The organism is Microbacterium natoriense (assembly GCF_030816295.1).
GTDB lineage: Bacteria > Actinomycetota > Actinomycetes > Actinomycetales > Microbacteriaceae > Microbacterium > Microbacterium natoriense_A.
The window spans coordinates 3,363,924-3,389,362 of record NZ_JAUSXV010000001.1; the positions used below are offsets into that span (position 1 = coordinate 3,363,924).

General features: G+C 67.9%; 27 protein-coding genes. 9 read left to right on the forward strand and 18 right to left on the reverse strand.

Annotation, left to right across the window (positions count from 1 at the left end; translation table 11 throughout):
• The 10 genes from QFZ53_RS15915 to QFZ53_RS15960 form a co-directional block, all read right to left on the reverse strand.
• Positions 1-861, reverse strand: a complete 861-nt coding sequence (locus QFZ53_RS15915) for a carbohydrate kinase family protein (RefSeq protein WP_307298103.1) — start codon at positions 859-861, stop codon at positions 1-3.
• 47 nt (positions 862-908) lie between these two features.
• Positions 909-2,012, reverse strand: coding sequence for a polysaccharide deacetylase family protein (locus tag QFZ53_RS15920; protein WP_307298104.1), 1,104 nt, complete (start codon positions 2,010-2,012; stop codon positions 909-911).
• A 3-nt stretch (positions 2,013-2,015) separates the two neighbouring features.
• Positions 2,016-3,131, reverse strand: a complete 1,116-nt coding sequence (locus QFZ53_RS15925) for an adenosine deaminase (protein WP_292909178.1) — start codon at positions 3,129-3,131, stop codon at positions 2,016-2,018.
• A gap of 51 nt (positions 3,132-3,182) precedes the next feature.
• Entirely contained in the window at positions 3,183-4,475 is a 1,293-nt protein-coding gene (locus QFZ53_RS15930) for a thymidine phosphorylase (RefSeq protein ID WP_307298105.1), read from the reverse strand.
• Entirely contained in the window at positions 4,472-4,870 is a 399-nt protein-coding gene (locus tag QFZ53_RS15935) for a cytidine deaminase (protein ID WP_292909174.1), read from the reverse strand. Before QFZ53_RS15935 ends, QFZ53_RS15930 begins: the two co-directional genes overlap by 4 nt.
• A gap of 7 nt (positions 4,871-4,877) precedes the next feature.
• A complete protein-coding gene (locus QFZ53_RS15940; RefSeq protein WP_307298107.1) occupies positions 4,878-6,152 on the reverse strand; it encodes an ABC transporter permease in 1,275 nt (424 codons plus the stop codon).
• Positions 6,149-7,408, reverse strand: a complete 1,260-nt coding sequence (locus QFZ53_RS15945; RefSeq protein ID WP_307298108.1) for an ABC transporter permease — start codon at positions 7,406-7,408, stop codon at positions 6,149-6,151. Before QFZ53_RS15945 ends, QFZ53_RS15940 begins: the two co-directional genes overlap by 4 nt.
• Entirely contained in the window at positions 7,405-8,922 is a 1,518-nt protein-coding gene (locus tag QFZ53_RS15950; RefSeq protein ID WP_292909168.1) for an ABC transporter ATP-binding protein, read from the reverse strand. Before QFZ53_RS15950 ends, QFZ53_RS15945 begins: the two co-directional genes overlap by 4 nt.
• Before the next feature lie 101 nt (positions 8,923-9,023).
• Positions 9,024-10,106: a BMP family lipoprotein gene (locus tag QFZ53_RS15955; RefSeq protein WP_292909166.1), complete on the reverse strand. Its 1,083-nt coding sequence runs from the start codon at positions 10,104-10,106 to the stop codon at positions 9,024-9,026.
• Between the two features lie 148 nt (positions 10,107-10,254).
• Positions 10,255-11,370 carry a mannose-1-phosphate guanylyltransferase gene (locus QFZ53_RS15960; protein ID WP_307298109.1) on the reverse strand — a complete coding sequence of 372 codons (1,116 nt, stop codon included), beginning with the start codon at positions 11,368-11,370 and terminating at the stop codon, positions 10,255-10,257.
• Between the two features lie 214 nt (positions 11,371-11,584).
• Between QFZ53_RS15960 and sdhC the strand changes: the two genes are divergently transcribed.
• The 6 genes from sdhC (at position 11,585) to QFZ53_RS15990 (ending at position 17,155) form a co-directional block, all read left to right on the forward strand.
• The gene (sdhC, locus tag QFZ53_RS15965) at positions 11,585-12,019 is read left to right on the forward strand and encodes a succinate dehydrogenase, cytochrome b556 subunit (protein ID WP_192628033.1); all 435 of its coding nucleotides are present in this window, start codon (positions 11,585-11,587) and stop codon (positions 12,017-12,019) included.
• On the forward strand, positions 12,019-12,462 hold the full coding sequence (locus QFZ53_RS15970) for a succinate dehydrogenase hydrophobic membrane anchor subunit (protein ID WP_307298111.1): 444 nt from the start codon (positions 12,019-12,021) through the stop codon (positions 12,460-12,462). The genes sdhC and QFZ53_RS15970 overlap by 1 nt, the downstream gene beginning before the upstream one ends.
• 20 nt (positions 12,463-12,482) lie before the next feature.
• A complete protein-coding gene (gene sdhA, locus QFZ53_RS15975) occupies positions 12,483-14,309 on the forward strand; it encodes a succinate dehydrogenase flavoprotein subunit (RefSeq protein ID WP_307298113.1) in 1,827 nt (608 codons plus the stop codon).
• A gap of 2 nt (positions 14,310-14,311) precedes the next feature.
• Positions 14,312-15,070, forward strand: coding sequence for a succinate dehydrogenase iron-sulfur subunit (locus QFZ53_RS15980; protein ID WP_307298115.1), 759 nt, complete (start codon positions 14,312-14,314; stop codon positions 15,068-15,070).
• Positions 15,071-15,145: 75 nt separating this feature from the next.
• Positions 15,146-16,306: a YihY/virulence factor BrkB family protein gene (locus QFZ53_RS15985; RefSeq protein ID WP_307298118.1), complete on the forward strand. Its 1,161-nt coding sequence runs from the start codon at positions 15,146-15,148 to the stop codon at positions 16,304-16,306.
• 9 nt (positions 16,307-16,315) lie between these two features.
• Positions 16,316-17,155 (forward strand): exodeoxyribonuclease III, encoded by an 840-nt coding sequence (locus QFZ53_RS15990; RefSeq protein ID WP_292911094.1) that lies wholly within the window; start codon positions 16,316-16,318, stop codon positions 17,153-17,155.
• On the opposite strand, the gene QFZ53_RS15995 is transcribed toward QFZ53_RS15990, so the two are convergent.
• Entirely contained in the window at positions 17,156-17,482 is a 327-nt protein-coding gene (locus QFZ53_RS15995; RefSeq protein WP_292911096.1) for a hypothetical protein, read from the reverse strand.
• Between the two features lie 57 nt (positions 17,483-17,539).
• Here QFZ53_RS15995 and trpS point away from each other — a divergent pair, with 57 nt between their 5' ends.
• Together trpS and QFZ53_RS16005 are read left to right on the forward strand one after the other, a co-directional pair.
• Positions 17,540-18,544 (forward strand): tryptophan--tRNA ligase, encoded by a 1,005-nt coding sequence (gene trpS / locus QFZ53_RS16000; RefSeq protein ID WP_373426298.1) that lies wholly within the window; start codon positions 17,540-17,542, stop codon positions 18,542-18,544.
• 24 nt (positions 18,545-18,568) lie between these two features.
• Entirely contained in the window at positions 18,569-19,324 is a 756-nt protein-coding gene (locus QFZ53_RS16005; protein WP_307298119.1) for a hypothetical protein, read from the forward strand.
• Here the strand turns inward: QFZ53_RS16005 and pth are convergent, their stop codons facing one another.
• Positions 19,325-19,906, reverse strand: a complete 582-nt coding sequence (gene pth / locus QFZ53_RS16010) for an aminoacyl-tRNA hydrolase (protein WP_292910132.1) — start codon at positions 19,904-19,906, stop codon at positions 19,325-19,327.
• 96 nt (positions 19,907-20,002) lie between these two features.
• Positions 20,003-20,587: a 50S ribosomal protein L25/general stress protein Ctc gene (locus QFZ53_RS16015; RefSeq protein ID WP_292910134.1), complete on the reverse strand. Its 585-nt coding sequence runs from the start codon at positions 20,585-20,587 to the stop codon at positions 20,003-20,005.
• 220 nt (positions 20,588-20,807) lie between these two features.
• Between QFZ53_RS16015 and QFZ53_RS16020 the strand changes: the two genes are divergently transcribed.
• The gene (locus tag QFZ53_RS16020) at positions 20,808-20,933 is read left to right on the forward strand and encodes a hypothetical protein (protein WP_292910136.1); all 126 of its coding nucleotides are present in this window, start codon (positions 20,808-20,810) and stop codon (positions 20,931-20,933) included.
• Between the two features lies 1 nt (position 20,934).
• Here the strand turns inward: QFZ53_RS16020 and QFZ53_RS16025 are convergent, their stop codons facing one another.
• Genes QFZ53_RS16025 through QFZ53_RS16045 form a run of 5 tightly spaced genes read right to left on the reverse strand, consistent with a single transcriptional unit; the run spans position 20,935 to position 25,384 of the window.
• A complete protein-coding gene (locus tag QFZ53_RS16025) occupies positions 20,935-21,402 on the reverse strand; it encodes a gluconokinase (protein WP_373426333.1) in 468 nt (155 codons plus the stop codon).
• A gap of 17 nt (positions 21,403-21,419) precedes the next feature.
• Complete coding sequence (locus QFZ53_RS16030; protein WP_307298121.1) at positions 21,420-22,457, reverse strand: alcohol dehydrogenase catalytic domain-containing protein; 1,038 nt, start codon at positions 22,455-22,457, stop codon at positions 21,420-21,422.
• Positions 22,458-22,473: 16 nt separating this feature from the next.
• Positions 22,474-23,196 (reverse strand): fumarylacetoacetate hydrolase family protein, encoded by a 723-nt coding sequence (locus QFZ53_RS16035; protein ID WP_307298123.1) that lies wholly within the window; start codon positions 23,194-23,196, stop codon positions 22,474-22,476.
• Positions 23,196-23,969, reverse strand: a complete 774-nt coding sequence (locus QFZ53_RS16040; RefSeq protein ID WP_292910142.1) for an SDR family NAD(P)-dependent oxidoreductase — start codon at positions 23,967-23,969, stop codon at positions 23,196-23,198. Before QFZ53_RS16040 ends, QFZ53_RS16035 begins: the two co-directional genes overlap by 1 nt.
• Positions 23,966-25,384 carry an MFS transporter gene (locus QFZ53_RS16045; protein WP_307298125.1) on the reverse strand — a complete coding sequence of 473 codons (1,419 nt, stop codon included), beginning with the start codon at positions 25,382-25,384 and terminating at the stop codon, positions 23,966-23,968. Before QFZ53_RS16045 ends, QFZ53_RS16040 begins: the two co-directional genes overlap by 4 nt.
• Positions 25,385-25,439 lie beyond the last annotated feature (55 nt).

Genomic DNA, 25,439 nt, shown 5'->3' on the forward strand with positions numbered 1-25,439 from the left:
TCAGCCGAGGACGCTGTCGAGCAGCGGATTCAGGTGCCGGGTGCCGAGCACGCTGGATGCCGAGCGGGCGCCGGCAGCCAAGGCGTCGGAGACCGATGCCCCGGACAGGCTCGCATCGAGCACACCAGCGAGGAACGCGTCCCCAGCGCCGTTCGTGTCGACGACCTCGACGGGCACCGCTCCGACGCGATGTTCCGCGCCCTCGGCATCCACCGCGACCGCGCCGTCGGCCCCCAGGGTGCACACCGCGAGGGTCGCCCCCGCCGTGATGCAGGAACGCAGGAACGCCACCGGGTCGTCGAGCCTGTCTGCGTTGCAGAACACCGCGTCGGCTGCCTCGAGGAACGGCCGGTGGAACTCCGCCTCGCCGTCGTAGTCGTGCACGTCGACCCAGATCGGCCGCCCGGTCTCGCGTGCAATCGGCAGCAGCCGCAGCGGCTCCGCGGCGAGGTCGAGGACGATCGCATCAGCTGCCGCCATCGCCGAGCGGAGCTCGTCGTCATCAGCGCCATCGGTCGCCGAAGGAGACGCCAGATACAGCGACACGCGCCCGCCCTGACGCGTCATCAGGTTCAGATGCCGCTCGGTCACCTCCGCACCTCCCCAGCGGGTCGGCACACCGGCATCCGCCAGCGCAGCCCGAACCCGGCCGCCGTGCTCGTCCGAGCCGGCGAGCGCGTACAGGAGCACCGAGCGTCCCAGAGAAGTCAGACTCAGCGCCTTGCCGGCGCTGGTGCCGCCCACCGTGTCCCAGGTCTCCTCCGCGAACTGCATGTGCGGCACGGGCTCGGGCAGCCGGTCGAGCACGACGATCGAGTTCCACGATGCGGGGCCGGCGATGAAGACGGAGACGGCAGACATGCCCCCATCCTGACAGCTCGAGCTGGGTCCCTGAGCGTGTCGAAGGGTCAGCCGATTCGCTTGATCAGCGCGTCGACCGTCATTCCGTAGTCGATGCGCACGACGGGCAGAGCGAGCTTGTCGGTGCCGATCGTCACCAGCCCCGGTTCGATCGTGCGGGCCATCTCGTACCCGGCTTGCGCGACGCCCTGCTTGGCGGTGTCGTTGTAGTGCCCGAAGGGATACGCCATCACCTCACGGACGCCGAGGATGTCACCGGAGGCGTTCAGGTCGGCGGCGATCTGGTCGGCGGTCCAGTTGACCATCCGCCCCTTGCCGTTGTCGCCCGCCTGATGCATGTCGTTGGTGTGCGAACGACGCTGCACGTAGATCGAGGGCGCCGGGTCCTGCCGGTAGGCGGTGATCATGAACGAGGTGGACAGCAGCTTGTACTTGTCGATCACCGGGACGGCGAGGTCGAACCAGCTCTGATCGGCATCGTCGTCGGTGATGATCACCGAGTGGGCGGGCAGGAACAGCCGACCGTCGATGAACGCGCTCAGCTCGTCCCACGTGGGCATGTAGAAGCCGCTCGAGGCGATGTGGCTCATCTGCGCCTCGAAGTCGCCGATGTACGCGTAGTTGCCCCGCAACCAGCCCGACTCGCCCTCGGCCTTCGCCGTGAACTGGTGGTACATCAGGATCGGGATCTGCGCGTTCTCGGCGACGTTCTGCTCGGGCGTCATCCAGCCTGCGAACAGCTGCACCTGCTGATCGACGCACACCACCGCGTCGGCGCCGTTGACGCGCGCAGCCTGATCGAAGGCGGTCGCAGCAGCCTCGGTCGGGTACCAGCCGCCGAAGACGAACCCTTCACGAGCGGGTATCGGCAGCCCCTGGAACAGGGCGCTCTGCCGCTGCAGCATGGGATCCGCCGGTGCGCCCTCTCCCGCGAAGCTCAGGGCGCACGCGAGCGGATCGTCCGCGTCGTGCAGCAGCTGCTCCACGGGACTCAGTGGTGGGTGCTCGATCGCACCGGCCTCCGAACGCGGCACGACAGGCTCGCGCGCCGCCGTCCACGCGAACGCTGCGGCCGCTCCCCCTCCCAAGAGCACGACCGCGCTGACGATGATCGCGACGACCTTGAGCCGTCGCCTCCCCCCGGTGGCCACGACTCAGACGTCGAAGCCTTCTGCGATCATCTCGACCAGCTCTTCGCGTTCCTCGACCGGCAGGAACGCAGCCGCGGCCGCATTGAACTGGAACGTCTCGAGGTCGTCGAGGTCGTACTCGAACGCCTCGACGAGAAGTGCGAGCTCGCGTGTGAGCGAGGTCGCGCTCATGGTGCGGTTGTCGACGTTCACGGTGACGGCGAAGCCGAGCTGGTACAGCAGATCGAAGGGGTGGTCCGCGAGCGTCCTGCCCCACTTCTCGATCGCTCCGGTCTGAAGATTCGACGACGGCGACAGCTCGAGCGGGATCTCGCGATCGCGCACCCAGCGGGCGAGGTCGCCGAACTGCACCTGCACCTCGTCGCCCTCCTCGGTGATCACCTCGAGGTCCTCGGCGATGCGAACGCCGTGTCCGAGCCGCAGCGCGCGGCCGTCGAGCAGCGCGGAGCGGATCGAGGCGAGGCCGGCGGCTTCGCCTGCATGCACGGTCACCGGGAAGAAGTTCTCGGCGAGGTAGTCGAAGGCCGCGCGATGGTTGGAAGCGGGGAATCCGTCTTCGGCACCTGCGATGTCGAAGCCGACGGCGCCGCGGCCGCGGAACGAGACGGCGAGTTCGGCGATCTCGCGCGACCGGTCGGCATGGCGCATCGCCGTGATGAGCTGCCCCACGCGGATGCTGCTGCCGGCGCGATCCGCGGCGTCCTCGCCCTCTTCGATACCCTGCTGCACGGCCTCGACCGTCTGCTCCAATGTCAGACCACGGCTCAGGTGCTGTTCGGGCGCCCACCGCACCTCGCCGTAGATGACGCCGTCGGCAGCGAGGTCCTCGACGAACTCGCGAGCGACCCGCGTGAGCCCCTCCTGCGTCTGCATGACGGCCGTCGTGAGGTCGAAGGTCTTCAGGTACTCCACGAGTGAGCCCGAATCGCTCTGCGACGCGAACCACTTGCCGAGCGCGGCCGGGTCGGTCTCCGGTACCTCGAGGCCGATGGCATCTGCCAGTTCGATGATCGTGGACGGGCGGAGGGCGCCATCGAGGTGGTCGTGCAGAGACACCTTCGGGAGGCTGCGCAGGGACGCGCCCTGAATGGTGACGTCGCCGTTCGCGTCGATCGACATGGAATTCCTCTCGGTCGCGGATTCGCTCAGTTCAGGCTAGCGGTCAGCGGGTCACGCCGTGATGCGCTCACGCACGATCGGCCCCGCCGCCGGAGCGGCGTCTCCGACTTCCCACGCGCCATCGAGGGCGTCGAGCGCGCGCGGGAAACGCGCCTCGTCGTCCGCCGACATCGTGAACAGCGGCTGGCCAGCGACCACGCGGTCTCCCGGCTTGGCGTGCAGGTCGATGCCCGCTTCGAAGATCACCGGGTCCTCGGCGCGAGCGCGTCCGGCGCCGAGGCGCCAGGCGGCGATGCCGAACGGCAGGGCGTCCATGCGCGACACGACGCCGTCGGCTGCGGCCGTCACGACGTGCGTCTCGCGCGCCGTGGGCAGCGCGGCATCCGGATCGCCGTCCTGCGCGCGGATCATGGCCTTCCAGCTGTCCATCGCACGGCCGTCGTCGAGCGCCTTCTCGACATCGGCATCGGGCTGGCCTGCGAGCGCCAGCATCTCCTTGGCCAGGGCGATCGTGAGCTCACGCACGTCGGAGGGGCCGCCGCCGGCGAGCACCTCGACCGACTCGCGCACCTCGTTGGCGTTGCCGATCGCGAGGCCGAGCGGCACGTTCATGTCTGTGAGCAGCGCGGTCGTCGCGACGCCAGAGTCGGTGCCGAGCGCCACCATCGTGCGGGCGAGCTCGCGGGCGCGGTCGATGTCCTGCATGAAGGCGCCCGAGCCGAACTTCACGTCGAGCACGAGAGCGTCGGTCCCCTCGGCGATCTTCTTCGACATGATGCTCGAAGCGATCAGCGGGATCGCCTCGACCGTGCCGGTGACGTCGCGCAGCGCATAGAGCTTCTTGTCGGCGGGGGCGAGGCCGGAGCCCGCGGCGCAGATCACCGCGCCGACGTCGCTCTGCATCTGGGCGAACATCTCGTCGTTGCTGAGCGCTGCGCGCCAGCCGGGGATGGACTCGAGCTTGTCGAGCGTGCCCCCGGTGTGCCCGAGACCTCGGCCCGACAGCTGCGGCACCGCGACACCGAAGACGGCGACCAGCGGGGCGAGCGGGAGAGTGATCTTGTCGCCCACTCCGCCCGTGGAGTGCTTGTCGACCGTCTTCTTGCCGAGACTCGCGAAGCTCATCCGCTCCCCCGACGCGATCATCGCGTCGGTGAGCACTCGGATCTCGTCGCGCTCCATGCCGCGCTGGAACACGGCCATCGCGAACGAGGCCATCTGGGCGTCCGACACGTAGCCGCGCGTGTAGGCATCGACCATCCACCGCAGCGCGGGCTCGGTGACGACGCCCCCGTCGCGCTTGGCACGGATGACGTCTACGGCGTCGAAGGGTTCAACGCTCATCGGGCGTCCTCCAGGTCTCGGGGGCCGAACGCGTCCGGCAGTACTTCGTCGATGGTGCGGATGCCGGAGACGGTCTCCAGCAGCATCCCGGGCATGGCGTGCTCGAAGAGCAGCTGGCGGCAACGACCGCACGGCATGATCGTCTCTCCGTCGTTGTTGACGCACACGAACGCGACGAGCTTGCCGCCGCCAGACATGTGCAGGTCGCCGACCAGCGCGCACTCGGCGCACAGAGTCACCCCGTATGAGGCGTTCTCGACGTTGCATCCGGCGACGATGCGTCCGTCGCCGACCAGCGCGGCGGCGCCGACGCGATAGCGCGAATAGGGCGCGTAGGCCTTGGTCATCGCGTCGGTCGCCACCTGACGCAGCTCATCCCAATCGATGTCGGTCATGTCTCTCCTAGGACTTGATGTACGGCTCGCCGTCGGCGGCCGGCGGGCGCGAACGCCCGACGAGACCGGCGACAGCGAAGATCGTCACGACGTACGGAAGCATCAGCATGAACTGGCTCGGCACCGGAGAGCCGATCACGCTGAGCACGCCCTGCAGGTTGGTCGCGAAGCCGAACAGGAGAGCCGCCAATGTCGCCTTGATCGGGTCCCACTTGCCGAAGATCACGGCGGCGAGGGCGATGAAGCCGGCGCCCGCCGTCATCTCCGGGTTGAACCGGGGCACGGAGACCAGCGTGTAGAACGCGCCGCCCATGCCCGCGATCGCACCCGCGATCAGAACGTTCATGTAGCGGGTGCGCGCCACGTTGATGCCCACCGTGTCAGCGGCCTGCGGGTGCTCACCCACGGCCCGCATCCTCAGGCCCCAGCGAGTGCGGTACATGCCGTACCAGACCACGAACACGACGGCGTACATCAGATACACGACGATGGTCTGCTTGAACAGGATCGGACCGAGGATCGGGATCTCGCTGAGCAGCGGGATCGGCAGGACCGGGAACGGCGTCACCGTGTTCAGCGTCGCCTGGTTGGGCGCGAGGACCTGACGGAACAGGAAGGTCGTCACGCCGATCACGAGCACGTTGAGCACGACGCCGACGATGACCTGATCCACGTGATAGGTGATCGCGAAGACGCCGAGGATCAGCGCGACCAGGACGCCGGCGACCATCGCGGCGATGAGCCCAGCCCACGGCGTGCCCGTCGCGGAGCCGACGATCGCGGCGGTGAACGCCCCCGCGAGCAGCTGGGCCTCGATCGCGATGTTGACGACGCCGGCTCGCTCGCCGATCACACCGCCCAGGGCGCCGAAGATCAGCGGGGTCGCGAGCGCGAGCGCACCGCTGAGGAGTCCGATCATCGGGAGCGTGCCCTTGCTTCCGGCGGCCGCCCAGGCGAGGAACCCGATGATCAGCGCGACCGCGAAGACCGCGGTGAGCCACAGCGGCACGGAGCGGCGGTTCGCCGCCAGCGCCCAGGCCGCTCCCGCGACGACCGCGGCGACGAACACCGCGACCCACGCGGTCGCAGTGCCCGGCACCACGACGTTCGGCAGTGCGAGAAGCTCGCCACCGGCCGTCAGGCGGAACGTCGAGTCCCCTGCACGCGGGACGAAGAGCGGCAGAAGCGCGAACAGCACGGTGATGACCGTGAAGATGACCGGCGTCTTCCAGGAGACGACGGCGACGGTACGGGGCTCTGCATCGAGAGTCACAGCGGTCATGCGGCCACCTCCTTCTTCGCGGCGCGGCGCTGTCGGCGGGTCGTCCGACCGGGCTGCGGCAGTCCGAACATCGCCCGCACGAGCGGCGGAGCGGCGATGAACAGCACGATCAGCGACTGCACGACGAGCACGATCTCGATCGGAACGCCCTGGGACGCCTGCATCGTGAACCCTCCGGTCTTGAAAGCGCCGAAGAGCAGGCCCGCCCAGAGGATGCCGAGCGGCCGCGAACGGCCCAGCAGGGCGACGGTGATGGCGTCGAAGCCGATACCGGCGTCGATGCCGCCGCTGAAGCCCTTCGGCTCCGTGCCGAGCACCTGGCTGACGCCCGCGAGGCCCACCAGCGCACCGGCGATGAGCATCACGGTGAAGTACATGCGACCGACCGAGATGCCTGCCGTGCGAGCGGCGGCAGGGTTCTCGCCCACCGCGCGGAATCGGAAGCCCAGGCTCGAGCGCTCGAGCAGCCACCAGGTGATCGCGACCGCGATCAACGCCAGCAGGAAGCCGAGGTGCAGCTTGTACATGGGGCCGAGGATCAGAGGCAGCACGGCGGACTCCGCCATCGGCGCGGTCTTCGGGTTGTTCGAGCCCGGCGCCTGCAGCAGCCCCTGGGTCGCCAGCATCCAGGCCAGGAGGTAGAACGCGATGTGGTTGAGCATGATCGTGACGATCACCTCGTGCGCACCGGTGCGCGCCTTGAGCAACCCTGCGATGCCCGCCCAGATCGCGCCCGCGACCACGCCCGCCACGAGTGCGGCGATCAGGTGCAGGGGGAAGGGCAGGTCCCAGGCGGTCGCGACGTAACCGGCGGCAGCAGCGGCCATCAGCATCTGCCCCTGGCCGCCGATGTTGAACAGGCCGGCGCGGAAGGCCAGCCCCACGCCCAGTCCGGCCGCGATCAGCGGCGTGGCGAACTTGAGCGTCTCGGTCAGCGGACGGATGCCGATCGCGAACGAGTCTGCGTTGAAGTTGTAGATCGACCCACGGAACAGGGCCGAGTACGCTCCTCCGACGGCGCTGCCGATCGCACTGAAGGTGTCCATGGGTGCGGCGAAGAAGTAGCCCGCCGCAGCCTGGACGGCGGGGTCGGTCAGAGCGATCATCAGGGACCCGACGATGACGGCGACGAGCACGGCGAGCACCGACACGAGCGCGTTTCCGTTGACGATCTCGGTGAGGGCCTTGCGCCACTTCGAGGGCGCCGGCGCCTGCGGCGCGATCTGCGGCGCCGGCTGGGTCTGAGCGGCGGTCATGCCTGTGCTCCTTCGTTCACGGCGGCGCCCGCCATCATCAGGCCGAGGGTGTCGCGCGGTGTGTCACCGGGGACGATGCCCACGATCCGGCCGCGATACATGACCAGGATGCGATCGGCGAGGGCGGACACCTCGTCGAGCTCTGTGGAGACCACGATCACGGGAACGCCGGCATCGCGCGTCTCGATCACGCGCTTGTGGATGAACTCGATCGATCCGACGTCGACACCTCGAGTGGGCTGGGCGGCGACGAACAGCGAGAGATCGCGGCTCAGCTCGCGTGCCAGCACGATCTTCTGCTGGTTGCCTCCGGAGAGGCGGCCAGCCGCTTGAGTCGGTCCCTGCGTGCGGATGTCGAACTCCGCGATCTTCGCCTTCGCGAACTCGTCACGGGCCTTCAGCTGCAATGCGCCGTTCTTGACGAACGGCGCGCCGTTCGAGCGATCCAGCATGAGGTTCTCGGCGATCGAGAACTCCTTGACGAGTCCGTCGACACCGCGATCTTCCGGGACGAATCCGACACCGGCGTCGAGGATCTGTCGCACGTTGCGCCCGACGAGCTCTTCGCCGTTCAGGCGGATGCTGCCTCGAACCCTGTCCTGAAGACCCATCAGAGCTTCGGTGAGTTCGGTCTGGCCGTTTCCCTGAACGCCGGCGATCGCGAGCACCTCACCGCCGCGGACCTCGAACGACGCCTCGTCGACGAGCACGGCGCCGGCGGCGTCGGTCACCGTCAGGTTCTCGACCACGAGAGAGTTGCTGCGAAGCTTCGGCGCATCTTTGTGCACGGTGAGCTCGACCGCCCGACCGACCATGAGCGAGGCGAGCTCCGTGTTCGACGCGGTCGGAGACGCCTCGCCGACGACCTTGCCGAGACGGATCACCGTGATGCGGTCTGCGACCTCGCGGACCTCGCGGAGCTTGTGCGTGATGAACACGATCGCCGTGCCGCGTTCGCGCAGTTGGCGCATCGTCGCCATGAGCTCGTCGGTCTCCTGCGGGGTGAGCACGGCGGTGGGCTCGTCGAAGACGAGGATGCTGGCGTCCCGCGCCAGCGCCTTGATGATCTCGACGCGCTGCTGGACGCCGACGGGGAGATTCTCGACGACGGCATCCGGATCGACGTCGAAGCCGAAGCGGTCGGAGATCTCCTTCACCTGACGGCGCGCGGCGGCGAGGTCGAGGCGGCCTCCGGCCGTCGTCTTCTCGTGGCCCAGCATTACGTTCTCGGCGACGGTGAACACCGGCACGAGCATGAAGTGCTGATGCACCATGCCGATGCCGGCCTTCATCGCGTCGCCGGGACCCGCGAAGTGCTGGACGACGTCGTCGATGAGGATCTGTCCCTCATCGGCCTGATACAGCCCGTAGAGCACGTTCATCAGGGTCGACTTCCCGGCGCCGTTCTCACCGAGAAGGCAATGGATCTCTCCGGGTTGGACGACCAGATCGATGTGGTCGTTGGCCGTCAGCGCGCCAAACCTCTTCGTTATTCCGCGCAGCTCGAGCTTCATGTGTCCGATCCTATTCATGCCGTCGTCGTCTGCGCGGAGATCGCCCGCGCAGACGACAGCGGGGAGGCCGACTGGGCCGGCCTCCCCGTTGTTGCTTGCTGTTACTCGCTCAGGTAAGACGTGACGGTGATCTTGCCGTCGATGATCTCCTGCTTGATCGCGTCGACCTTCTTGACCAGTTCCGCGTCGACCTTGCTCTCGAAGTTGTGCAGCGGAGCGATGCCCACGCCCTCGTTGTCGAGCGTGCCGATGTAGGCGTCACCGCTGAAGCTGTCGTCGGCGCTGGCCATGACGGCCTCGTAGGTCGACAGGTCCATGGCCTTCAGCACCGAGGTGAGCACGAAGTCGGCCGTGGTCGGGTCGGTGTTGAACAGGTCGGCGTCGGCGCCGATCAGGGCGATGTCCTTGCCGGAGTCCTTGATGGCCTGCAGGCCGGACTGGTAGATCGGGCCGCCGACCGGGAAGAGCACGTCGACACCCTGGTCGATGATGTTCTGCGCCGTGGTCTTGGCGTCCTGGTTGGCCTCGAAGCCACCGGTGAAGGAACCGGTCGTGCCGTCCCAGCCGACGACCTCGACGGCGGTGCCGTTCTCGGTGTTGTAGTAGTCGACGCCCTGCTTGAAGCCGTCCATGAAGATCGTGACGGTCGGGAACTCCATGCCGCCGTACGTGCCGACCTTCGCGGTCTTGGTGTAACCGGCCGACAGGTAGCCCGCGAGGAACGCGGCCTGCGCGGTGTCGTAGAGCAGCGGCTTGACGTTGTCGGGCTTGCTGTCGCCGCCCGCGTCGTCGACGAGGATGAAGTCGGTGTCGGGGTTCGCCGTCGCGGCGTCGACCGTCGCCTGCGACAGCGCGAAGCCGACGGACACGATGGCGTTGCAGCCCTCGGACACCATGTTGTCGATGTTGGGACCGTACTCGGTCTCGGCGTTCGACTCGGCCTTCTTCAGCGTGGCGCCGAGCTCGTCCGCGGCCTTCTGCGCACCTTCGTAGGAGAGCTGGTTGAACGACTTGTCATCGAAGCCGCCCGCGTCGGAGACGATGCAGGGGGTGAAGTCGGAGGCGGCGGGATCGCCCGAACCGCCCGGCTTGTCGGTGGGTGCCTGGCCGCAGCCGGCGAGTGCGAAGACGACGCTGGCAGCGACTGCCGCGCCGAGAAGCTTCTTGGTGGTGGAGATGGTCAACTCATGCCTCCCTCAACGATCCCGCGGCCCTCGCGGATCGCTCAAAGTTACCCAGTGTTTCGACGTTTGGGCACACCCAGTTCGCGCGCGCAGACGAATGGTTACAAAGCCGAGATCAATCCTGCAGATGAGCATGCAAGCGTGCTCATCAGAGCACGTCGCCGCGTCCGGTGAGTTTGAGCGACTCGACCACGCCCTTGACCCGCTGTGCGTGTTCGACAGTGGTCACCAACAGGGCGTCCGGGGTGTCGACCACCACGATGTCCTGCACACCGATCAGGCTGATCACGCGGCTCGTCTGGCTCACCAGGATGCCGCTCGCGGCGTCGGACAGCACCCTCGCCTTCGGGCCGAGCACGGCGAGGTCGTTCTTCCGGCCGTTGTTGATGAGCTTGGTGAGGGAGGCGAAGTCCCCCACGTCGTCCCAGTCGAAGTGGCCGGGGACGACGGCGAGGCGTCCGCGCTTCGCCGCCGGCTCCGCGACCGCGTAATCGATGGCGATCTTCTTCAGGCGGGGCCAGATCCGGTCCACGGCGGGCCCGCGCTGCTCGCGGTCGTCCCACGCCTCGGCGAGTTCCACGAGCCCGGCGTACAGCTCGGGCTCGTTCTCAGCCAGTTCTTCGAGAAGCACGCTCGCCTTGGCGATGAACATGCCCGCGTTCCAGAGATAGCTGCGATCGGCGACGTACGACCTCGCGGTCTCGAGGTCGGGCTTCTCGACGAAGCTCTCGACCAGCGACGCCTCCCTGGCGCCGTCGACGACGAGCTCCTCCCCCTGCTTGATATAGCCGAATCCGACGGCGGGCTCGGTCGGTGTGATGCCGATCGTGCAGATGTAGCCCTGACGCGCGACCTCGACGGCGTCCCGCACGGCGAACTCGAACACCCGGGTTCCGCGGATCACGTGGTCCGCGCTGAACGATCCGATGATGACGTCCGGGTCGCGGCGATGCAGGATCGCGGCGGCGAGTCCGATCGCGGCCGCCGACTCGCGCGGCTCGGATTCGAGGAAGACATTGAAGTCGGGGATGCCGGGAAGCTGCTCCTCGACGGCGGCGCGATGCGCCCGGCCCGTGACGACGGCGATCCGATCGTGCCCCGCGAGCGGCTCGAGCCGATCCCACGTATCACGCAGCAGCGAGTGACCGGAGCCGGTGAGATCATGCAGGAACTTCGGAGCATCGGCGCGCGACAGCGGCCAGAGCCTGCTGCCGATGCCTCCGGCGGGGATCACTGCGTAGAAGTCCTTGATCGGTTGAGTCACCTGGCCAGAGTACTCGGCGCCACCATGTCGACAGGCTCTCGACACCATGCAGAAAACCTCTCGACATCGAGACAGTTAGGGTGTCCTTCGTCGCTCACAGCGATCTGGCAGGAATAGGATGGACACCGATCGGCCGTGCCTGTTGTCTTCTCAGGCTCACACTTGGACCACGCAGTGCACGCGACCGAGTCACTTCGATCCAGGGAGGACGACCGTGTCCACAAGCGCTCGCTTGACACCGTCGATTTCGGAAACCACGTCCAAGTCCCCACGCGGCACCCTCTACCGGGGTCGCGAAGGCATGTGGTCGTGGGTGCTTCACCGCATCACCGGAGTCGCCATCTTCTTCTTCCTATTGGTGCACGTGCTCGACACGGCGCTGATCAGGGTGTCGCCGGAGGCGTACAACGCCGTGATCGGCACCTATAAGAACCCGATCATGGCGCTGGGCGAAGTCGTTCTCGTCGCGGGCATCGTGTTCCACGCGATGAACGGTCTGCGCATCATCGCGGTCGACTTCTGGTCTAAGGGCGCCAAGTATCAGCGTCAGCTGTTCTGGGGCGTGCTCCTCGTCTGGGGCATCATCATGGCCGGCTTCGTGCCGCGTCATCTGATGCTCGCGTTCGCCGGATTCGGAGGGGGTCACTGATGACCGCGCAGACCGTCGCCGCGCCCGTCCGCCGACAGCGTCGATTCAACCTGGAGATGTGGGGCTGGGCCTTCATGCGCCTGTCCGGCGTCGCCCTGGTGATCCTCATCTTCGGCCACCTGTTCATCAACCTGATGGTCGGCGAAGGCATCCACGCGCTGGACTTCGCGTTCATCGCCGGCAAGTTCGCCACGCCGTTCTGGCAGTGGTGGGACGTCATCATGCTGTGGCTCGCCCTGATCCACGGCGCCAACGGCATGCGCACCATCGTGAACGACTACGTCACGAACGGCACCGCACGCAAGGTGCTCATCTGGGCTCTGGGCCTCGCGGCCGGACTCCTCATCCTCCTCGGCACCCTGGTGGTCTTCACGTTCGACCCGTGCCTCGGAGTGACCGAGTCGAGCACGCTGTGGGACACCTGCCAGGCCGTGGCTAACTGATAGAAGAAGGCATACGAAAAGTGACTACTGAGGCGCAGGAGTCCGTCGTCCGCGACGGCGTGCACTACCACCAGTTCGACATCGTGATCGTGGGCGCCGGAGGCGCCGGCATGCGCGCGGCCATCGAGGCCGGTCCCGGCGCTCGAACCGCCGTCATCTCGAAGCTCTACCCGACGCGGTCCCACACGGGCGCCGCACAGGGAGGCATGGCGGCGGCGCTCGCCAACGTCGAGGAGGACAGCTGGGAGTGGCACACCTTCGACACCGTCAAGGGAGGCGACTACCTCGTCGACCAGGATGCTGCGGAGATCCTCGCGAAGGAGGCCATCGACGCGGTCATCGACCTCGAGAACATGGGCCTCCCCTTCAACCGCACGCCTGAGGGAAAGATCGACCAGCGCCGCTTCGGCGGTCACACCGCCGAGCACGGCAAGACGCCGGTGCGACGCGCCTGCTACGCGGCCGACCGCACAGGCCACATGATCCTGCAGACGCTGTTCCAGAACTGCGTCAAGCTGGGCATCAACTTCTTCAACGAGTTCTACGTTCTCGACCTGATGACCGTGAAGGATGCGGAAGGCAAGACGCAGGTCTCGGGCGTCGTCGCCTACGACCTCTCGACCGGAGAACTGCACGTCTTCCAGTCCAAGGCCGTGATCTTCGCGACCGGCGGCTTCGGCAAGATCTTCAAGACCACCTCGAACGCGCACACCCTGACCGGCGACGGCGTCGGCATCGTGTGGCGCAAGGGACTCCCTCTGGAAGACCTCGAGTTCTTCCAGTTCCACCCGACCGGCCTCGCCGGCCTCGGCATCCTCCTCACCGAGGGAGCCCGCGGCGAGGGAGCGATCCTGCGCAACGCCTCGGGCGAGCGATTCATGGAGCGCTATGCCCCCACCATCAAGGACCTGGCGCCGCGCGACATCGTCGCCCGCTGCATGGTGCAGGAGGTGGCAGAGGGCCGAGGTGCGGGCCCGCACAAGGACTACGTGCTGCTGGACTGCACCCATCTGGGGGCCGAGGTCCTCGAGACCAAGCTCCCGGACATCACCGAGTTCGCGCGCACCTACCTGGGCGTCGACCCCGTGGTCGAGCCCGTCCCGGTGATGCCGACGGCGCACTACGCGATGGGCGGCATCCCGACCAACAACAACGCCGAGGTCCTCGCCGACAACACCACCGTCGTGCCCGGCCTGTATGCGGCCGGCGAGTGCGCGTGCGTCTCGGTGCACGGAGCCAACCGCCTCGGCACGAACTCGCTCCTCGACATCAACGTGTTCGGCAAGCGTGCAGGCCGCCAGGCCGTCGAGTACGTCAAGACCGCCGAATTCGTGCCGCTCCCCGAGGACCCGGCCGGGTTCGTGAAGGGGATGCTCGAGGGCCTGCGCAACAACCAGGGCACCGAGCGCATCGCCGTGCTGCGCAAGACGCTGCAGGACGAGATGGACAAGGGCGCACAGGTGTTCCGCACCCACGAGTCGCTCGAGCACGTGCTCGGCGTCATCAAGGACCTGCGCGACCGCTACAACAACGTGCACGTCGACGACAAGGGCCACCGGTTCAACACCGATCTGCTCGAAGCCGTCGAACTGGGCTTCCTCCTCGACATCGCCGAGGTCGTCGTCTACGCGGCGCAGAACCGACAGGAGAGCCGCGGCGGGCACATGCGCGACGACTTCCCGAAGCGCGACGACGAGAACTACATGAAGCACACCATGGCGTATCTGACCGGTGACCCGCACTCGTCGACGCCGAGCGATCACATCAAGCTCGACTGGAAGCCGGTCGTGTTCACGAAGAACGAGCAAGGCGAGCTCAACTACCCGCCGCTGGAGAGGAAGTACTGACCATGTCGAACGCTGTTGCAGAGGCACCCGCGAGCGACTCCGGTGTGCAGTCCTTCATCGTCACCTTCAACATCCGTCGCTTCGATCCCGAAGTAGACGCGGAGCCGCACTGGGTCGACTACGACGTGGAGCTCTACTCGACGGACCGCGTGCTCGACGCCCTGCACAAGATCAAGTGGGAGGTCGACGGCTCGCTGTCGTTCCGCCGCTCGTGCGCGCACGGCATCTGCGGCTCGGACGCCATGCGCATCAACGGCCGCAACCGGCTCGCATGCAAGACGCTGATCAAGGACCTCGACATCTCGAAGCCGATCTACGTCGAGGCCATCAAGGGCCTGCCGCTCGAGAAGGACCTCATCGTCGACATGGAGCCGTTCTTCGCCTCCTACCGCGAGGTGCAGCCGTTCCTGGTCGCGAACTCCGTGCCCGAGAAGGGCAAGGAGCGCGTGCAGACGATCGCCGATCGTGAGATCTTCGACGACACGACCAAGTGCATCCTGTGCGCGGCGTGCACCTCGTCGTGCCCCGTGTTCTGGACCGACGGCCAGTACTTCGGCCCCGCCGCGATCGTGAACGCCCACCGTTTCATCTTCGACTCCCGCGACGACAACGCCGCTGTGCGCCTCGACATCCTCAACGACAAGGAAGGCGTCTGGCGCTGCCGCACGACCTTCAACTGCTCCGAGGCGTGCCCGCGAGGCATCGAGGTCACGAAGGCCATCGCCGAAGTCAAGCAGGCTGTGCTGCGCGGACGCCCCTGACGGCCGGCCGACCGCAGTGACGAAGGGCGGACTCCTCCGGGAGCCCGCCCTTCGTCGTACCGGGTTGCCGATATCGTGAGGACGTGTCCGACCGCGCCCCTCTCCGCACCCGGCCTCGACGTGCGCCTGGAGCAGATCGCCCAGCTGAAGGACCGGACGCTCGCCGTCTTCCCCGTCCGCGTGTGGCGCAACTTCTCGTACAACAACGGCTTCCTGCTGTCGGCCGGGATGAGCTACTACGTCCTCTTCGCGCTCTTCGCCCTGTTGTACGTCGCCTTCGCCGGCGCCGGGCTGTGGCTGGGCGCGAGCCCGGCCGCGATCGACGCTCTCGTACGTCTGATGAACACCTACATCCCCGGGCTGATCGGCACCGGCGACTACGGCCTGGTGTCGGTCGACGACGTCACGGAGATCGCGAAGAGCTCGGGAAGCCTGCTGGGCGCGACTGGCGTGATCGCGCTGGGAGTGGCGATGTGGACCGCCGTGGGGGCGGTGACCTTCGCCCGTCGGGCCGTGCGCGATCTGTTCGGTCTCGCCTACGACACTCGCAGCTACTGGCTGCTGAAGGCGCGCGACTTCTTCTCGGCGATCGTGTTCGGAGGCGCGATGCTGATCGGCGCGGTGCTCAGCTGGGCCGGCGTCTGGGCACTCGAGCAGTTCTACCACCTCGTCGGCTGGAGCACCGGATCGTGGTCCTTCAACCTGACGGTGCGCCTGCTCTCGATCGGCGTGGCGTTCGGGCTGGATGCCGGGGCGCTCGCCCTGCTGGTCCGCTTCCTCACCGGCACGAACCTGCGCTGGCGGTACATCTGGCCGGGCGCCCTGCTCGGTGGAGGCGCGATGGTCGTGCTCCAGCTCGGAGCGGGACTCCTCCTCTCGCGTGTCCCGGGCAACCCCCTCCTCGCGTCTTTCGCGGTCATCGTGGGCCTGCTGCTGTGGTGCCGGTGGCTGGCGATCGTCGTGCTGATGGCCGCCTCGTTCATCGCCGTGACGGCGATGGATCACGATCAGCCGCTCGAGCGCGAGGACGAGGGCGCCGCCCGCCGAGCCGAGGAGCAGGCGATGGTGCTCGCCGCACGCATCAGGCTCCGCAGGACGCAGGAGGCGGCTGAGCTCGCCCCCTGGTACCGCCGCGCAGCCGCCCGGCGTGCGGTGCGCCGTGCACAAGAGGCCCTCGGGGCGGCCGAGGCGGAATACGACTCGTCCGAATCGGCCGATGTCGTACCCCGCGCCTAGGCTTGAGCCATGCCTCATCTGCGTATCGCCACGGTCAATGTGAACGGAATCCGAGCCGCCGCCCGCAACGGCATGAGCTCCTGGCTCGACGCCGCTGACGTCGACATCCTCACGCTGCAGGAGGTCCGCGGCCAGGACGAGCATCTCGAGGCGGCGCTCCCCGGATGGACCTTCGTCCACGACGAAGCCACTGCCAAGGGCAGAGCGGGCGTCGCGATCGCGAGCCGCATGCCCTCCCTCGCCTCACGCACGACCTTCGGTCCCGACGATTTCGACTCCAAGGGCCGCTGGATCGAGGCGGACTTCCTGATCGGCGACCGTCCTCTCACCGTCGTGAGCGCCTATGTGCACTCGGGCGAGGCCGACACCCCCAAGCAGGACGAGAAGTGGAAGTTCCTCGATGCCTTCGGGGTGCGCCTCGGCGAGCTCGGGCAGGAGGGAGCCCTCGCCCTCGTCACGGGCGACCTCAACGTCGGCCATCGCGAACTCGACATCAAGAACTGGCGCGGCAACCGCAAGAAGGCCGGTTTCCTCCCACGCGAGCGCGCCTACTTCGACCGGTTCCTCGGCGAGGCCGGAGCGCAGATCGAGGGCGTGGACGGGTCGGTGGGCACCGGACTCGGGTGGGTAGACGTAGGCCGTCGTTTCCACGGCGAGGTCGACGGCCCCTACACCTGGTGGTCGATGCGAGGTCAGGCCTTCGACAACGACTCGGGCTGGCGCATCGACTATCACCTGGCCACTCCCGCTCTCGCCGAGCGCGTGCAGACGTACCACGTGGCTCGTGCGGCCGCCTACGACCAGCGCTGGAGCGATCACGCCCCTGTCGTCGTCGACTACACGTACTGATCAGGCGGTGAACCACGCGGCGACGAGCCCGACACCCACCACGACATAACCGAGGGCGCTGATCAGATAGCCCTTCGCCCGCAGGCGGCTCGGCAGCACCAGCGGGGCGACCAGCATCACCAAGAGTCCGGCGACGAGGGCGATCAGCGTGCCGAAGATCATGCCGTAGCCGTGCACGTCACCGCTCGTCCACGAGAACCTGCTGCTCAGCGCGACCCAGGCGAACAGTAGGAAGGGCACGGCGAAGAACAGCGTGAGCACGGCGCCGACGATTCTGACGACCAGATCACTCGTCGACGCCCGGGCCTGCGTAGGCGGCTGGGTCATGCTGCGAGTCTGCTCCGCCGCGCAGAGGCGCGCCAGCATCCGCCTAGGATTGATATCGTGACGAAACCTCGCCTTTACTCAGGAATGCAGCCCTCCGCCGACTCTCTCCAGATCGGCAACTACATCGGCGCACTCCTGCAGTGGCGGGATCTGCAGAATTCCTACGACGCGTACTTCTCCGTGGTCGACCTGCACGCCCTCACCGTCGCGCAGAACCCTGCCGAGCTGCGCGAGAAGACCCGACGCACCGCCGCGCAGTACATCGCCGCGGGCATCGAGCCCTCGCAGTCGACGTTGTACGTGCAGTCGCACGTGCGCGCGCACGCCGAACTCGCCTGGATACTGTCGACGATCACAGGCTTCGGCGAGGCCGGACGCATGACGCAGTTCAAGGACAAGTCGGCCCGCTACGGTGCGGACGCGACGAGCGTAGGCCTGTTCACGTACCCGGTCCTCATGGCGGCCGACATTTTGCTGTACCAGACCGACGTCGTCCCTGTCGGCGACGATCAGAAGCAGCACGTCGAGCTCACCCGCGATCTCGCCGAGCGCTTCAACTCACGATTCGGCGAGACGTTCGTGGTGCCGCGTCCGGTCATCCAGAAGGACACCGCTCGCATCTACGACCTGCAGAACCCGACGTCGAAGATGTCGAAGTCCGCCGAGAGCGACGCGGGCGTGCTGTGGATGCTGGACGACCCGGCGAAATCGGCGAAGAAGATCATGCGGGCTGTGACCGACAACGAGGGCACGGTGCGCTTCGATCGCGAGAACAAGCCCGGAGTGTCGAACCTGCTGACCATCTACGCCGCTCTCACGGGGCGGCAGATCGGCTCGATCGAGGATGAGTATGCCGGCCGCGGCTACGGCGATTTCAAGAAGGGTCTCGCCGAGGCGGTCGTGAACGAGTTCGAGCCCGTGCGCGCACGCGCCCTCGAACTGCTCGACGATCCGGCGGAACTTGATCGCATCCTCGCTGCCAATGCGGAGCGAGCGGATGCCGTCGCCGACACGACGCTGGGCGCCGTCTACGACCGCGTCGGACTGTTGCGGCGCGTCTGAGCATCACCGCCTTAGGATGGGGGCGTGACTGATCCGCAGCTGCCCCCGCCGTCCGGTGCTGTTCCCCCGGCGCCTCCCGCGTTCCCCGCTCCGCACAGCGCGGCTCCAGGGGCGCAGCCCGAACGCCCGGCGGCCCCGGCGGCAGCACCCGCGCCGCAGCCGCCCGCAGCTTTCCCGCCTCCGGCTGCAGCCCCGTCAGCACCCGTGACACCGGCCGCTCCCCCGGCTTATCCGGCCGCAGCCCCGTCCTACCCCGCTGCACCGGCCTATCCCGCCGTGCCGCAGGCTCCCGCCGTTGCGCAGGTTCCCGCTCCGCAGGCTCCTCCCGGGGCGTACCACGTCCCCGTCGGCGGCTACGCCGCGCCGCAGGGCGGGTATGTCGCACCGCAGGTCGCGCCGACGCAGTCCGGCGGCTTCCTCGGCATCCTCTCGCTGATCCTCGCCGGCATCGCTGCGATCATCATCCCGATCATCGCCGGCGTTGCCGGCTTCGAGATCGGCGTGCGCATACCCTCGGGCATCGACACGACCGACCCCGACTTCCTGAGCGCCCTCTCCCCCGCACGCACGCAGGTGCTGTGGGCCGAGATCGCCTTCTGGGTGGGCACGGCGCTCGGCATCGCCGCGATCGTCGTCGGGATCATCGCAATCCGCAAGAAGCAGCGCCGCGCCCTCGGCATCGTCGGCATGGTGCTCGCCGTGCTCGGCGCGGCCATCTTCTGGATCGTGCTGGTGGCGACGTTGTCGGCCGGTATGGCGACGGGCTTCGTCAACTACTGATCAGCGCGGGGCGTGGTGCTTCTGCTGCGCTGCCAGCAACCCTTCGGCCACGAGCATCTCGACCGCATCGGCGGCGTCGGACACCAGGACCGGCAGGTTCGCACGCTCGTCTTTTCCGAACGGCGAGAGCACCCAGTCGGCCGGATCCTGCCGCCCTGACGGACGCCCGATGCCGACGCGCACGCGGGGGAACTCGGGTGTCGTGATCGCCTTGGCGATGTCGCGCACGCCGTTGTGGCCACCGTGTCCGCCTCCGATCTTGAGCTTGACGGTGTCGAACGGGATGTCGAGTTCGTCGTGGACCACGATGAGGCGCTCGGCCGGCACGGAATAGAACCTGGCCAACGCGGCCACCGGTGTCCCCGAGACGTTCATGAAGGTGTTCGGCTTGGCGAGCACCAGCTTGTCGGCGCCTGGGCGAAGCCAGGTCTCGACGACCCGTGCGCCGCCCTTGTGCTCCCGAAAGCTCTCACCCCGCCGCGAGGCGAGTTCGTCGACGACCATCTGGCCGACGTTGTGCCTGGTCGCCGCGTACTGGGGGCCGGGGTTTCCGAGACCGACCACGAGCCAGGTCGATGCCATGTGAATGTCCTCTCTGCGAGCCGCGCGGCCTCGGTCAGGATACGACAGAGGGGACGCGATCTGCTCGCGCCCCCTCTGCGGTGGATCGGTCGGAGATTACTCCGCAGCGGCCTCTTCGGCGGCGTCGGCCGGAGCCTCTTCTGCAGCCTCAGCCGAGACGGCCACGATCAGCACGTCGCCGTCGGTGATGAGCGTCGAGCCCTTCGGCAGGACGACATCGGCAGCGGTGATGTGGGTGCCCTCTTCGAGTCCCTCGACGGAGACCTCGACGTTCTGGGGGATGTGGGTCGCCTCGGCCTCGATCGAGATCGTGGTGGCGTCGAGGTTGACGATCGTGCCGGGAGCGGCCTCGCCCGTGACGAGCACGGGGATGTCGATCGTGACCTTCTCGCCCTTCTTCACGACGAGGAGGTCGATGTGCTCGATGATCTGCAGCACCGGGTCACGCTGCACGTCCTTGACGAGGGCGAGCTCCTGCGTGCCCTCGATGTCGAGCTCGAGCAGGGCGTTGGCGCGACGGATGATCAGCGAGACCTGGTGACCCGGCAGCGCGACGTGCACGGGGTCGGTGCCGTGGCCGTAGATGACGGCGGGGATCTTGCCGGCGGCGCGCAGGCGACGGGCGAAGCCCTTGCCGAACTCGGTGCGACGCTCTGCTGCGACCTTGGTGTCTTCAGACATGTGGTTCTCCTTCGGGGCACACAACGGGAGCTGTGCGGTGGTCTGGGAAATCGTGATCTCGAACGCAGACACGTGAAGAAGCCGCATGGCTCTCGCCGCGTCGATAACGGACGTCCGCGCACGCGCAGAAGCGTCCCTCGCCGAGGTACTCCTCAATGGTACCCGATGACCCGGTAGGCTGAGAACACCGGTCCCTTCCTCGCAGATCACGGAGAATCCCATGCTCGACGGCGCTTTCCTCTCTCACGCAATCGGCTGGCTGATCGGTGCGATGACCGTGTGCGCCGCCGTCGTCACGTTCGGAGCCCTGTTCGCCATGGGCCGCTCGGGCTACCGCAAGGACTGAGCTACGCCGCGGCGGCCTCGGCGATCCTCGCCGCCGCCGTCGCCACGTCTGCCGATTCGTCGATCCGGATGCCGCGCTCGTCCTCGCGCAGAGGCTCGAGGGTCTGCAGCTGAGAGTCGAGCAGAGACGCCGGCATGAAGTGTTCTCCCCGCGACAGCATCCGCTCCGCCAGGGTCCGCCTCGCGATGGCGAGCTCCCCGAAGAAGGCGTCGGGCGCCTCGGCCCGGATCGCGTCGCGATAGCGGCGCTTGAGGGCGCTGCACGCGATCACGATGTTCGGCGACTCCTGCAATGTCGCACCGACCAGCTGCAGCCAGGGCATCCGATCCGCATCGTCCAGGGGGACGCCGGCCGCCATCTTGGCCACGTTGGCTTCGGGGTGCAGGTCATCGCCGTCGACGAATAGCGCCCCGATCCGCTCGGCGAGCGCGAACCCCACGGTGGATTTGCCGGAGCCGCTGGGTCCCATCACGACGATGCGCACATTCAGTCCTTCAAGCCGAAATCGAGGAGCACCTTGCAGGAGCTCGAGGGATCGGCGGCGAGAGCGAACGCCGCGAGAGCGTCGGCAGCCGGCCGCACCTCGCTCACGATACCGGTGACGTCGAGCGATCCGTCGGCCAGCGCGGCGATCACGTCGTCGAACTCCGCAGCGAACCGGAACGATCCCGTCAGGGTCAGCTCACGCGTGATGGCCGTCGACAGCGGGACCGCGACGGCTCCGGCGCGCTGAAGTCCGAGCATCACCACGGTCCCACCCCGCACAGCGGCCGAGACGGCTGCGGACAGGCCCGGCTCCGTGCCGCTGGACTCCACGACGACGTCGGCATTCAGGGAGGCGATCGCATCGGCATCGCGGGCGTCGAGCGAGCGGATGCCACGCGCCTCCGCGATACGGCGCGGCTTCTCGTGCAGGTCGGTGACGGTCACGACCGATGCGCCGGCACGCCGAGCGACCGATGCCACGAGCTGGCCGATGGGTCCCGCGCCGATCACCGCCACGCTCCTGCCTTCCACATCCCCCGCGCGAGCCAGCCCATGCCAGGCGACAGTCGCAGGCTCGGCGAGGGCGGCGACACGCAGGCCGAGCGATGCCGGAACCTCGTGCAGCATGCGAGCGGGAACGGCGACATGCCGGGCGAATGCGCCCTGCGTGTGCGGCAGATGGAGAGCCGAACCGAGATAGCTCGATGCGGGCGCGAGGTTCGGCCGATCCGCCGGCCACGGGGTGACGCCGTCTCCGTGCGGGGTCAGCGGGTGCACCGCGACCGGGGTGCCCACCGCCGGTCCCGAGCCGTCGGCGGCCGCGACAGCGACCACCCCGGACACCTCGTGGCCGAGAATCATCGGCTCACGAAGGATCGATGCGCCGGCCGCACCGTGGCGCCAATAGTGCAGATCGGACCCGCAGATCCCGCCGTAGGCGATCTGGACGACGGCCTCGTCGGCGGCGGGCATCGGAGCCCCCGCGTCCTCGACACGAAGGTCATCGGCCGCATGGGCGACGACGGCGAGGTTCGGCATCTCTGTTCCTCTCACGTCACACCAGGGGCGTGACCAGTTCGACTCCCGCCACGCGGATCGTCACGGTCTGTCCGGGGCTCACCGGAGACTGGGAATGCGGGGCGCCGGTCATCACGAGGTCGCCGGGTCCCAGTGGCGTCCAGAGCGCGACATACGCGAGGCATTCCCTGATCGCCATGGGCAGCTCACGACTGCCGGTCTCCGCGACGCGGACACCGTCGACCTCGACGGCGAGCGAGACGTCGTCGATGCCGGCATCCGTGTCGATCCATGCAGCGAGCGGCGTGTATCCGACGCCGGACTTGGACTCGAAGTTGCGAGGATCGGCCACCCCGCGATCAGGGCTGGAGAGGTCGTTCACCGCAGTGACCCCCAGCACGTACTCGTGCGCGTTCTCGACGGTGAGGCCCGAGGTCGCAGCACCCATCACGACGCAGATCTCGCCTTCGGCGACCGCTGTTCCGGCGTCGCGGCGCAGCACCACCTCCGAACCGCTCGCGATCACGGTGCGGGGGCTCTTGAGCCACGCCTGCACCGGGGAGGCATGGGCGGGGCCGTTCTGCGCGATGCCGACGATCACCACAGGATCAGCGGCGGGGAGCTGCTCCCCGTCGACGCGGGGGCCGAGCACGGCGGGAGCTCGCCCGGCGGCGAGAGCGGCGAACGGGTCCTCGACGAGCGATCGATCGCCGTCGACCCAGTGCACCCCGTCGGCGTTGCGGATCCTCCCGATCAGCATCAGACCACCGCCGTCATGCCGCCGTCGACGAACAGCGTCTGTCCGTTGACGAAGTCGCTGGCCGCGCTCGCGAGGAACACGAGGGCGCCCACGAGGTCCTTCGTGTCTCCCCATCGCCCGGCGGGCGTCCGGCCGCGCACCCAGGCTGAGAACGTCTCGTCCTCGACCAGCGCTCGCGTGAGCTCGGTCGCGAAGTAGCCGGGGGCGATCGCGTTGGCCTGGATGCCGTGCGGCGCGAGATCGGCGCACAACCCCTTCGTGAACATCACGATCGCTCCCTTCGTCGCCGAGTACGCGGCGATCGACGGACGCGCGAGCTGCGACTGCACGCTGCCGATCTGGATGATCTTGCCGCTCCCCCGCGCGATCATTCCCGCAGAGACCCGTCGCGACAGGTGGAACACGCTGGAGAGGTTGGTCTGGACGAGCACGTCCCAGTCGGCATCGGAGAACTCGGCGATCGGCGCACGGCGCTGCACGCCGGCGTTGTTCACCAGGATGTCGGGGGTGCCTATCAGCCGCTCGACCTCGCTGAGGCCCTCGTCGACGGCTGCGGCATCCGTCACGTCGAAGACCACGCTGTGCGCGACGCGGCCGGTCGCCGCCGAGATCTCGGATGCCGCACCGGCGGCCTTCACCGCATCGCGACCGTGCACGACCACCGTGGCTCCGGCGACGGCGAGGCCCTCGACGAGGGTGCGGCCGATGCCTTGGCTCGATCCGGTCACCAGAGCCGTCCTGCCGGTGAGATCGAAGGCGGCGAGGCCGGTCACAGCCCGACGGCCTTGATCGAGACCGTCGTGGCGTAGACGCCGTCTCCGCCCTCGTTGCGAGAGACCTTGATCGCGTCGTCGGTCCTGGTGAGGTCCCGGCGCAGCGTCTCCGGCACGAGGAACGTCGATGCGGTCGTGATCAGCGCGAGCGTCGCCATGTACGTCGCGAGCAGCACCCAGTCGCCGCCCGAGACGCTGATGATGTACGAGCCGAGAACTCCTGCGAGACCGCCGGCCAGGACGGCAGAGATCTCTCGCGCCATCGCGACGCCGAGGTAGCGGTGCCGGTTGCCGAACATCTCGGGCAGCATCGCGCACTGCGGGCCGAGCATCGTGGCCACGGCGAAGCCGATTCCGATCGCGATGACGGCGATGGCGATCGCGTGGTTGCCCAGCGACAGCAGCCACCATGCGGGGAACGTGTAGACGAGCATGAACACGGCACCGGCGCGGTAGATCGTTCGGCGGCCGAAGCGGTCGGAGAGATGACCCGCGAACGGCACCGAGAAGACGCCGATCAGGGACCCGATCGTGACGCCCCACGTCAGCAGGCTCTTGTCGGCCGAGGGGCCGAGGACCGAGACGAAGAAGGCGAGCCCGAGGGTCTGGAACATGTACGAGCCGCCGTTCTCCGCCATGCGGAGCCCGATGCCGACGATGACCCCGGGAAGGCCGTGGGTGAAGATGTCGCGAATCGGGCGGTCGGCGATCTGATCGTGCTTCTCGAGTTCGACGAACGTCGGGGTCTCACGCAGGCGCATGCGGATGAACAGAGCGAGCAGGATCAGCGCGAACGAGGCGAGGAAGGGCACGCGCCAGCCCCACGAGAGCAGCTGGTCCTCGGGGAGCAGCGCGATGACGCTGAACACGAGCGCAGCGAGCAGCGTGCCCGCCTGGATGCCGATGAACGGCAGCGCCGAGAAGAACCCGCGTCGCTTGACGGGCGCGTACTCGGCCATCAGGACCGTGGCCCCCGCCTGTTCGGCGCCGGCGCCGAACCCCTGCAGCAGCCGGAGCACGACCAGGATCACAGGCGCCCAGAACCCGATGGCCTCATAGGTGGGCAGCAGGCCGATCGCCGTCGATGCCCCGCCCATCAGCAGGATCGTGACCACGAGGACCCACTTGCGCCCGAGCCTGTCGCCCAGCACGCCGAAGAACAGGCCGCCGAACGGACGGGCCAGGAACCCGACACCGAACGTGGCGAAGGCGAGCACGGTCGCCATGCCAGGATCACCCTGCGGGAAGAACAGTACGTTGAAGATCAACGCGGTCGACAGGCCGTAGAGGGCGAAGTCGAAGTACTCGAGCGCGCTGCCGAGACTCGAGGCGAGCGTCGCTCGACGCAGATTCGCCGCGTACTCGGGGTCGTCGTGCACCGGGCTGGTGGTGAGGGGGGAATCGGTCACTGCCATCTCCTTCGATCGGCTTCGCCCTTCGGCGTCATCTCGAATGTACCAGCCTGTTGAA

What these genes read in the sequence shown, in the direction of transcription:
- QFZ53_RS15915 (WP_307298103.1), bottom strand. Translation starts at nt 861, where the DNA reads ATGTCTGCCGTCTCCGTCTTCATCGCCGGCCCCGCATCGTGGAACTCG.
- QFZ53_RS15925 (WP_292909178.1), bottom strand. Translation starts at nt 3,131, where the DNA reads ATGTCGATCGACGCGAACGGCGACGTCACCATTCAGGGCGCGTCCCTG.
- QFZ53_RS15930 (WP_307298105.1), bottom strand. Translation starts at nt 4,475, where the DNA reads ATGAGCGTTGAACCCTTCGACGCCGTAGACGTCATCCGTGCCAAGCGC.
- QFZ53_RS15935 (WP_292909174.1), bottom strand. Translation starts at nt 4,870, where the DNA reads ATGACCGACATCGATTGGGATGAGCTGCGTCAGGTGGCGACCGACGCG.
- QFZ53_RS15940 (WP_307298107.1), bottom strand. Translation starts at nt 6,152, where the DNA reads ATGACCGCTGTGACTCTCGATGCAGAGCCCCGTACCGTCGCCGTCGTC.
- QFZ53_RS15945 (WP_307298108.1), bottom strand. Translation starts at nt 7,408, where the DNA reads ATGACCGCCGCTCAGACCCAGCCGGCGCCGCAGATCGCGCCGCAGGCG.
- QFZ53_RS15950 (WP_292909168.1), bottom strand. Translation starts at nt 8,922, where the DNA reads ATGAAGCTCGAGCTGCGCGGAATAACGAAGAGGTTTGGCGCGCTGACG.
- QFZ53_RS15970 (WP_307298111.1), top strand. Translation starts at nt 12,019, where the DNA reads ATGACCGCGCAGACCGTCGCCGCGCCCGTCCGCCGACAGCGTCGATTC.
- QFZ53_RS15980 (WP_307298115.1), top strand. Translation starts at nt 14,312, where the DNA reads ATGTCGAACGCTGTTGCAGAGGCACCCGCGAGCGACTCCGGTGTGCAG.
- QFZ53_RS15990 (WP_292911094.1), top strand. Translation starts at nt 16,316, where the DNA reads ATGCCTCATCTGCGTATCGCCACGGTCAATGTGAACGGAATCCGAGCC.
- QFZ53_RS15995 (WP_292911096.1), bottom strand. Translation starts at nt 17,482, where the DNA reads ATGACCCAGCCGCCTACGCAGGCCCGGGCGTCGACGAGTGATCTGGTC.
- pth (WP_292910132.1), bottom strand. Translation starts at nt 19,906, where the DNA reads ATGGCATCGACCTGGCTCGTGGTCGGTCTCGGAAACCCCGGCCCCCAG.
- QFZ53_RS16015 (WP_292910134.1), bottom strand. Translation starts at nt 20,587, where the DNA reads ATGTCTGAAGACACCAAGGTCGCAGCAGAGCGTCGCACCGAGTTCGGC.
- QFZ53_RS16020 (WP_292910136.1), top strand. Translation starts at nt 20,808, where the DNA reads ATGCTCGACGGCGCTTTCCTCTCTCACGCAATCGGCTGGCTGATCGGT.
- QFZ53_RS16025 (WP_373426333.1), bottom strand. Translation starts at nt 21,402, where the DNA reads ATGGGACCCAGCGGCTCCGGCAAATCCACCGTGGGGTTCGCGCTCGCC.
- QFZ53_RS16030 (WP_307298121.1), bottom strand. Translation starts at nt 22,457, where the DNA reads ATGCCGAACCTCGCCGTCGTCGCCCATGCGGCCGATGACCTTCGTGTC.
- QFZ53_RS16035 (WP_307298123.1), bottom strand. Translation starts at nt 23,196, where the DNA reads ATGCTGATCGGGAGGATCCGCAACGCCGACGGGGTGCACTGGGTCGAC.
- QFZ53_RS16045 (WP_307298125.1), bottom strand. Translation starts at nt 25,384, where the DNA reads ATGGCAGTGACCGATTCCCCCCTCACCACCAGCCCGGTGCACGACGAC.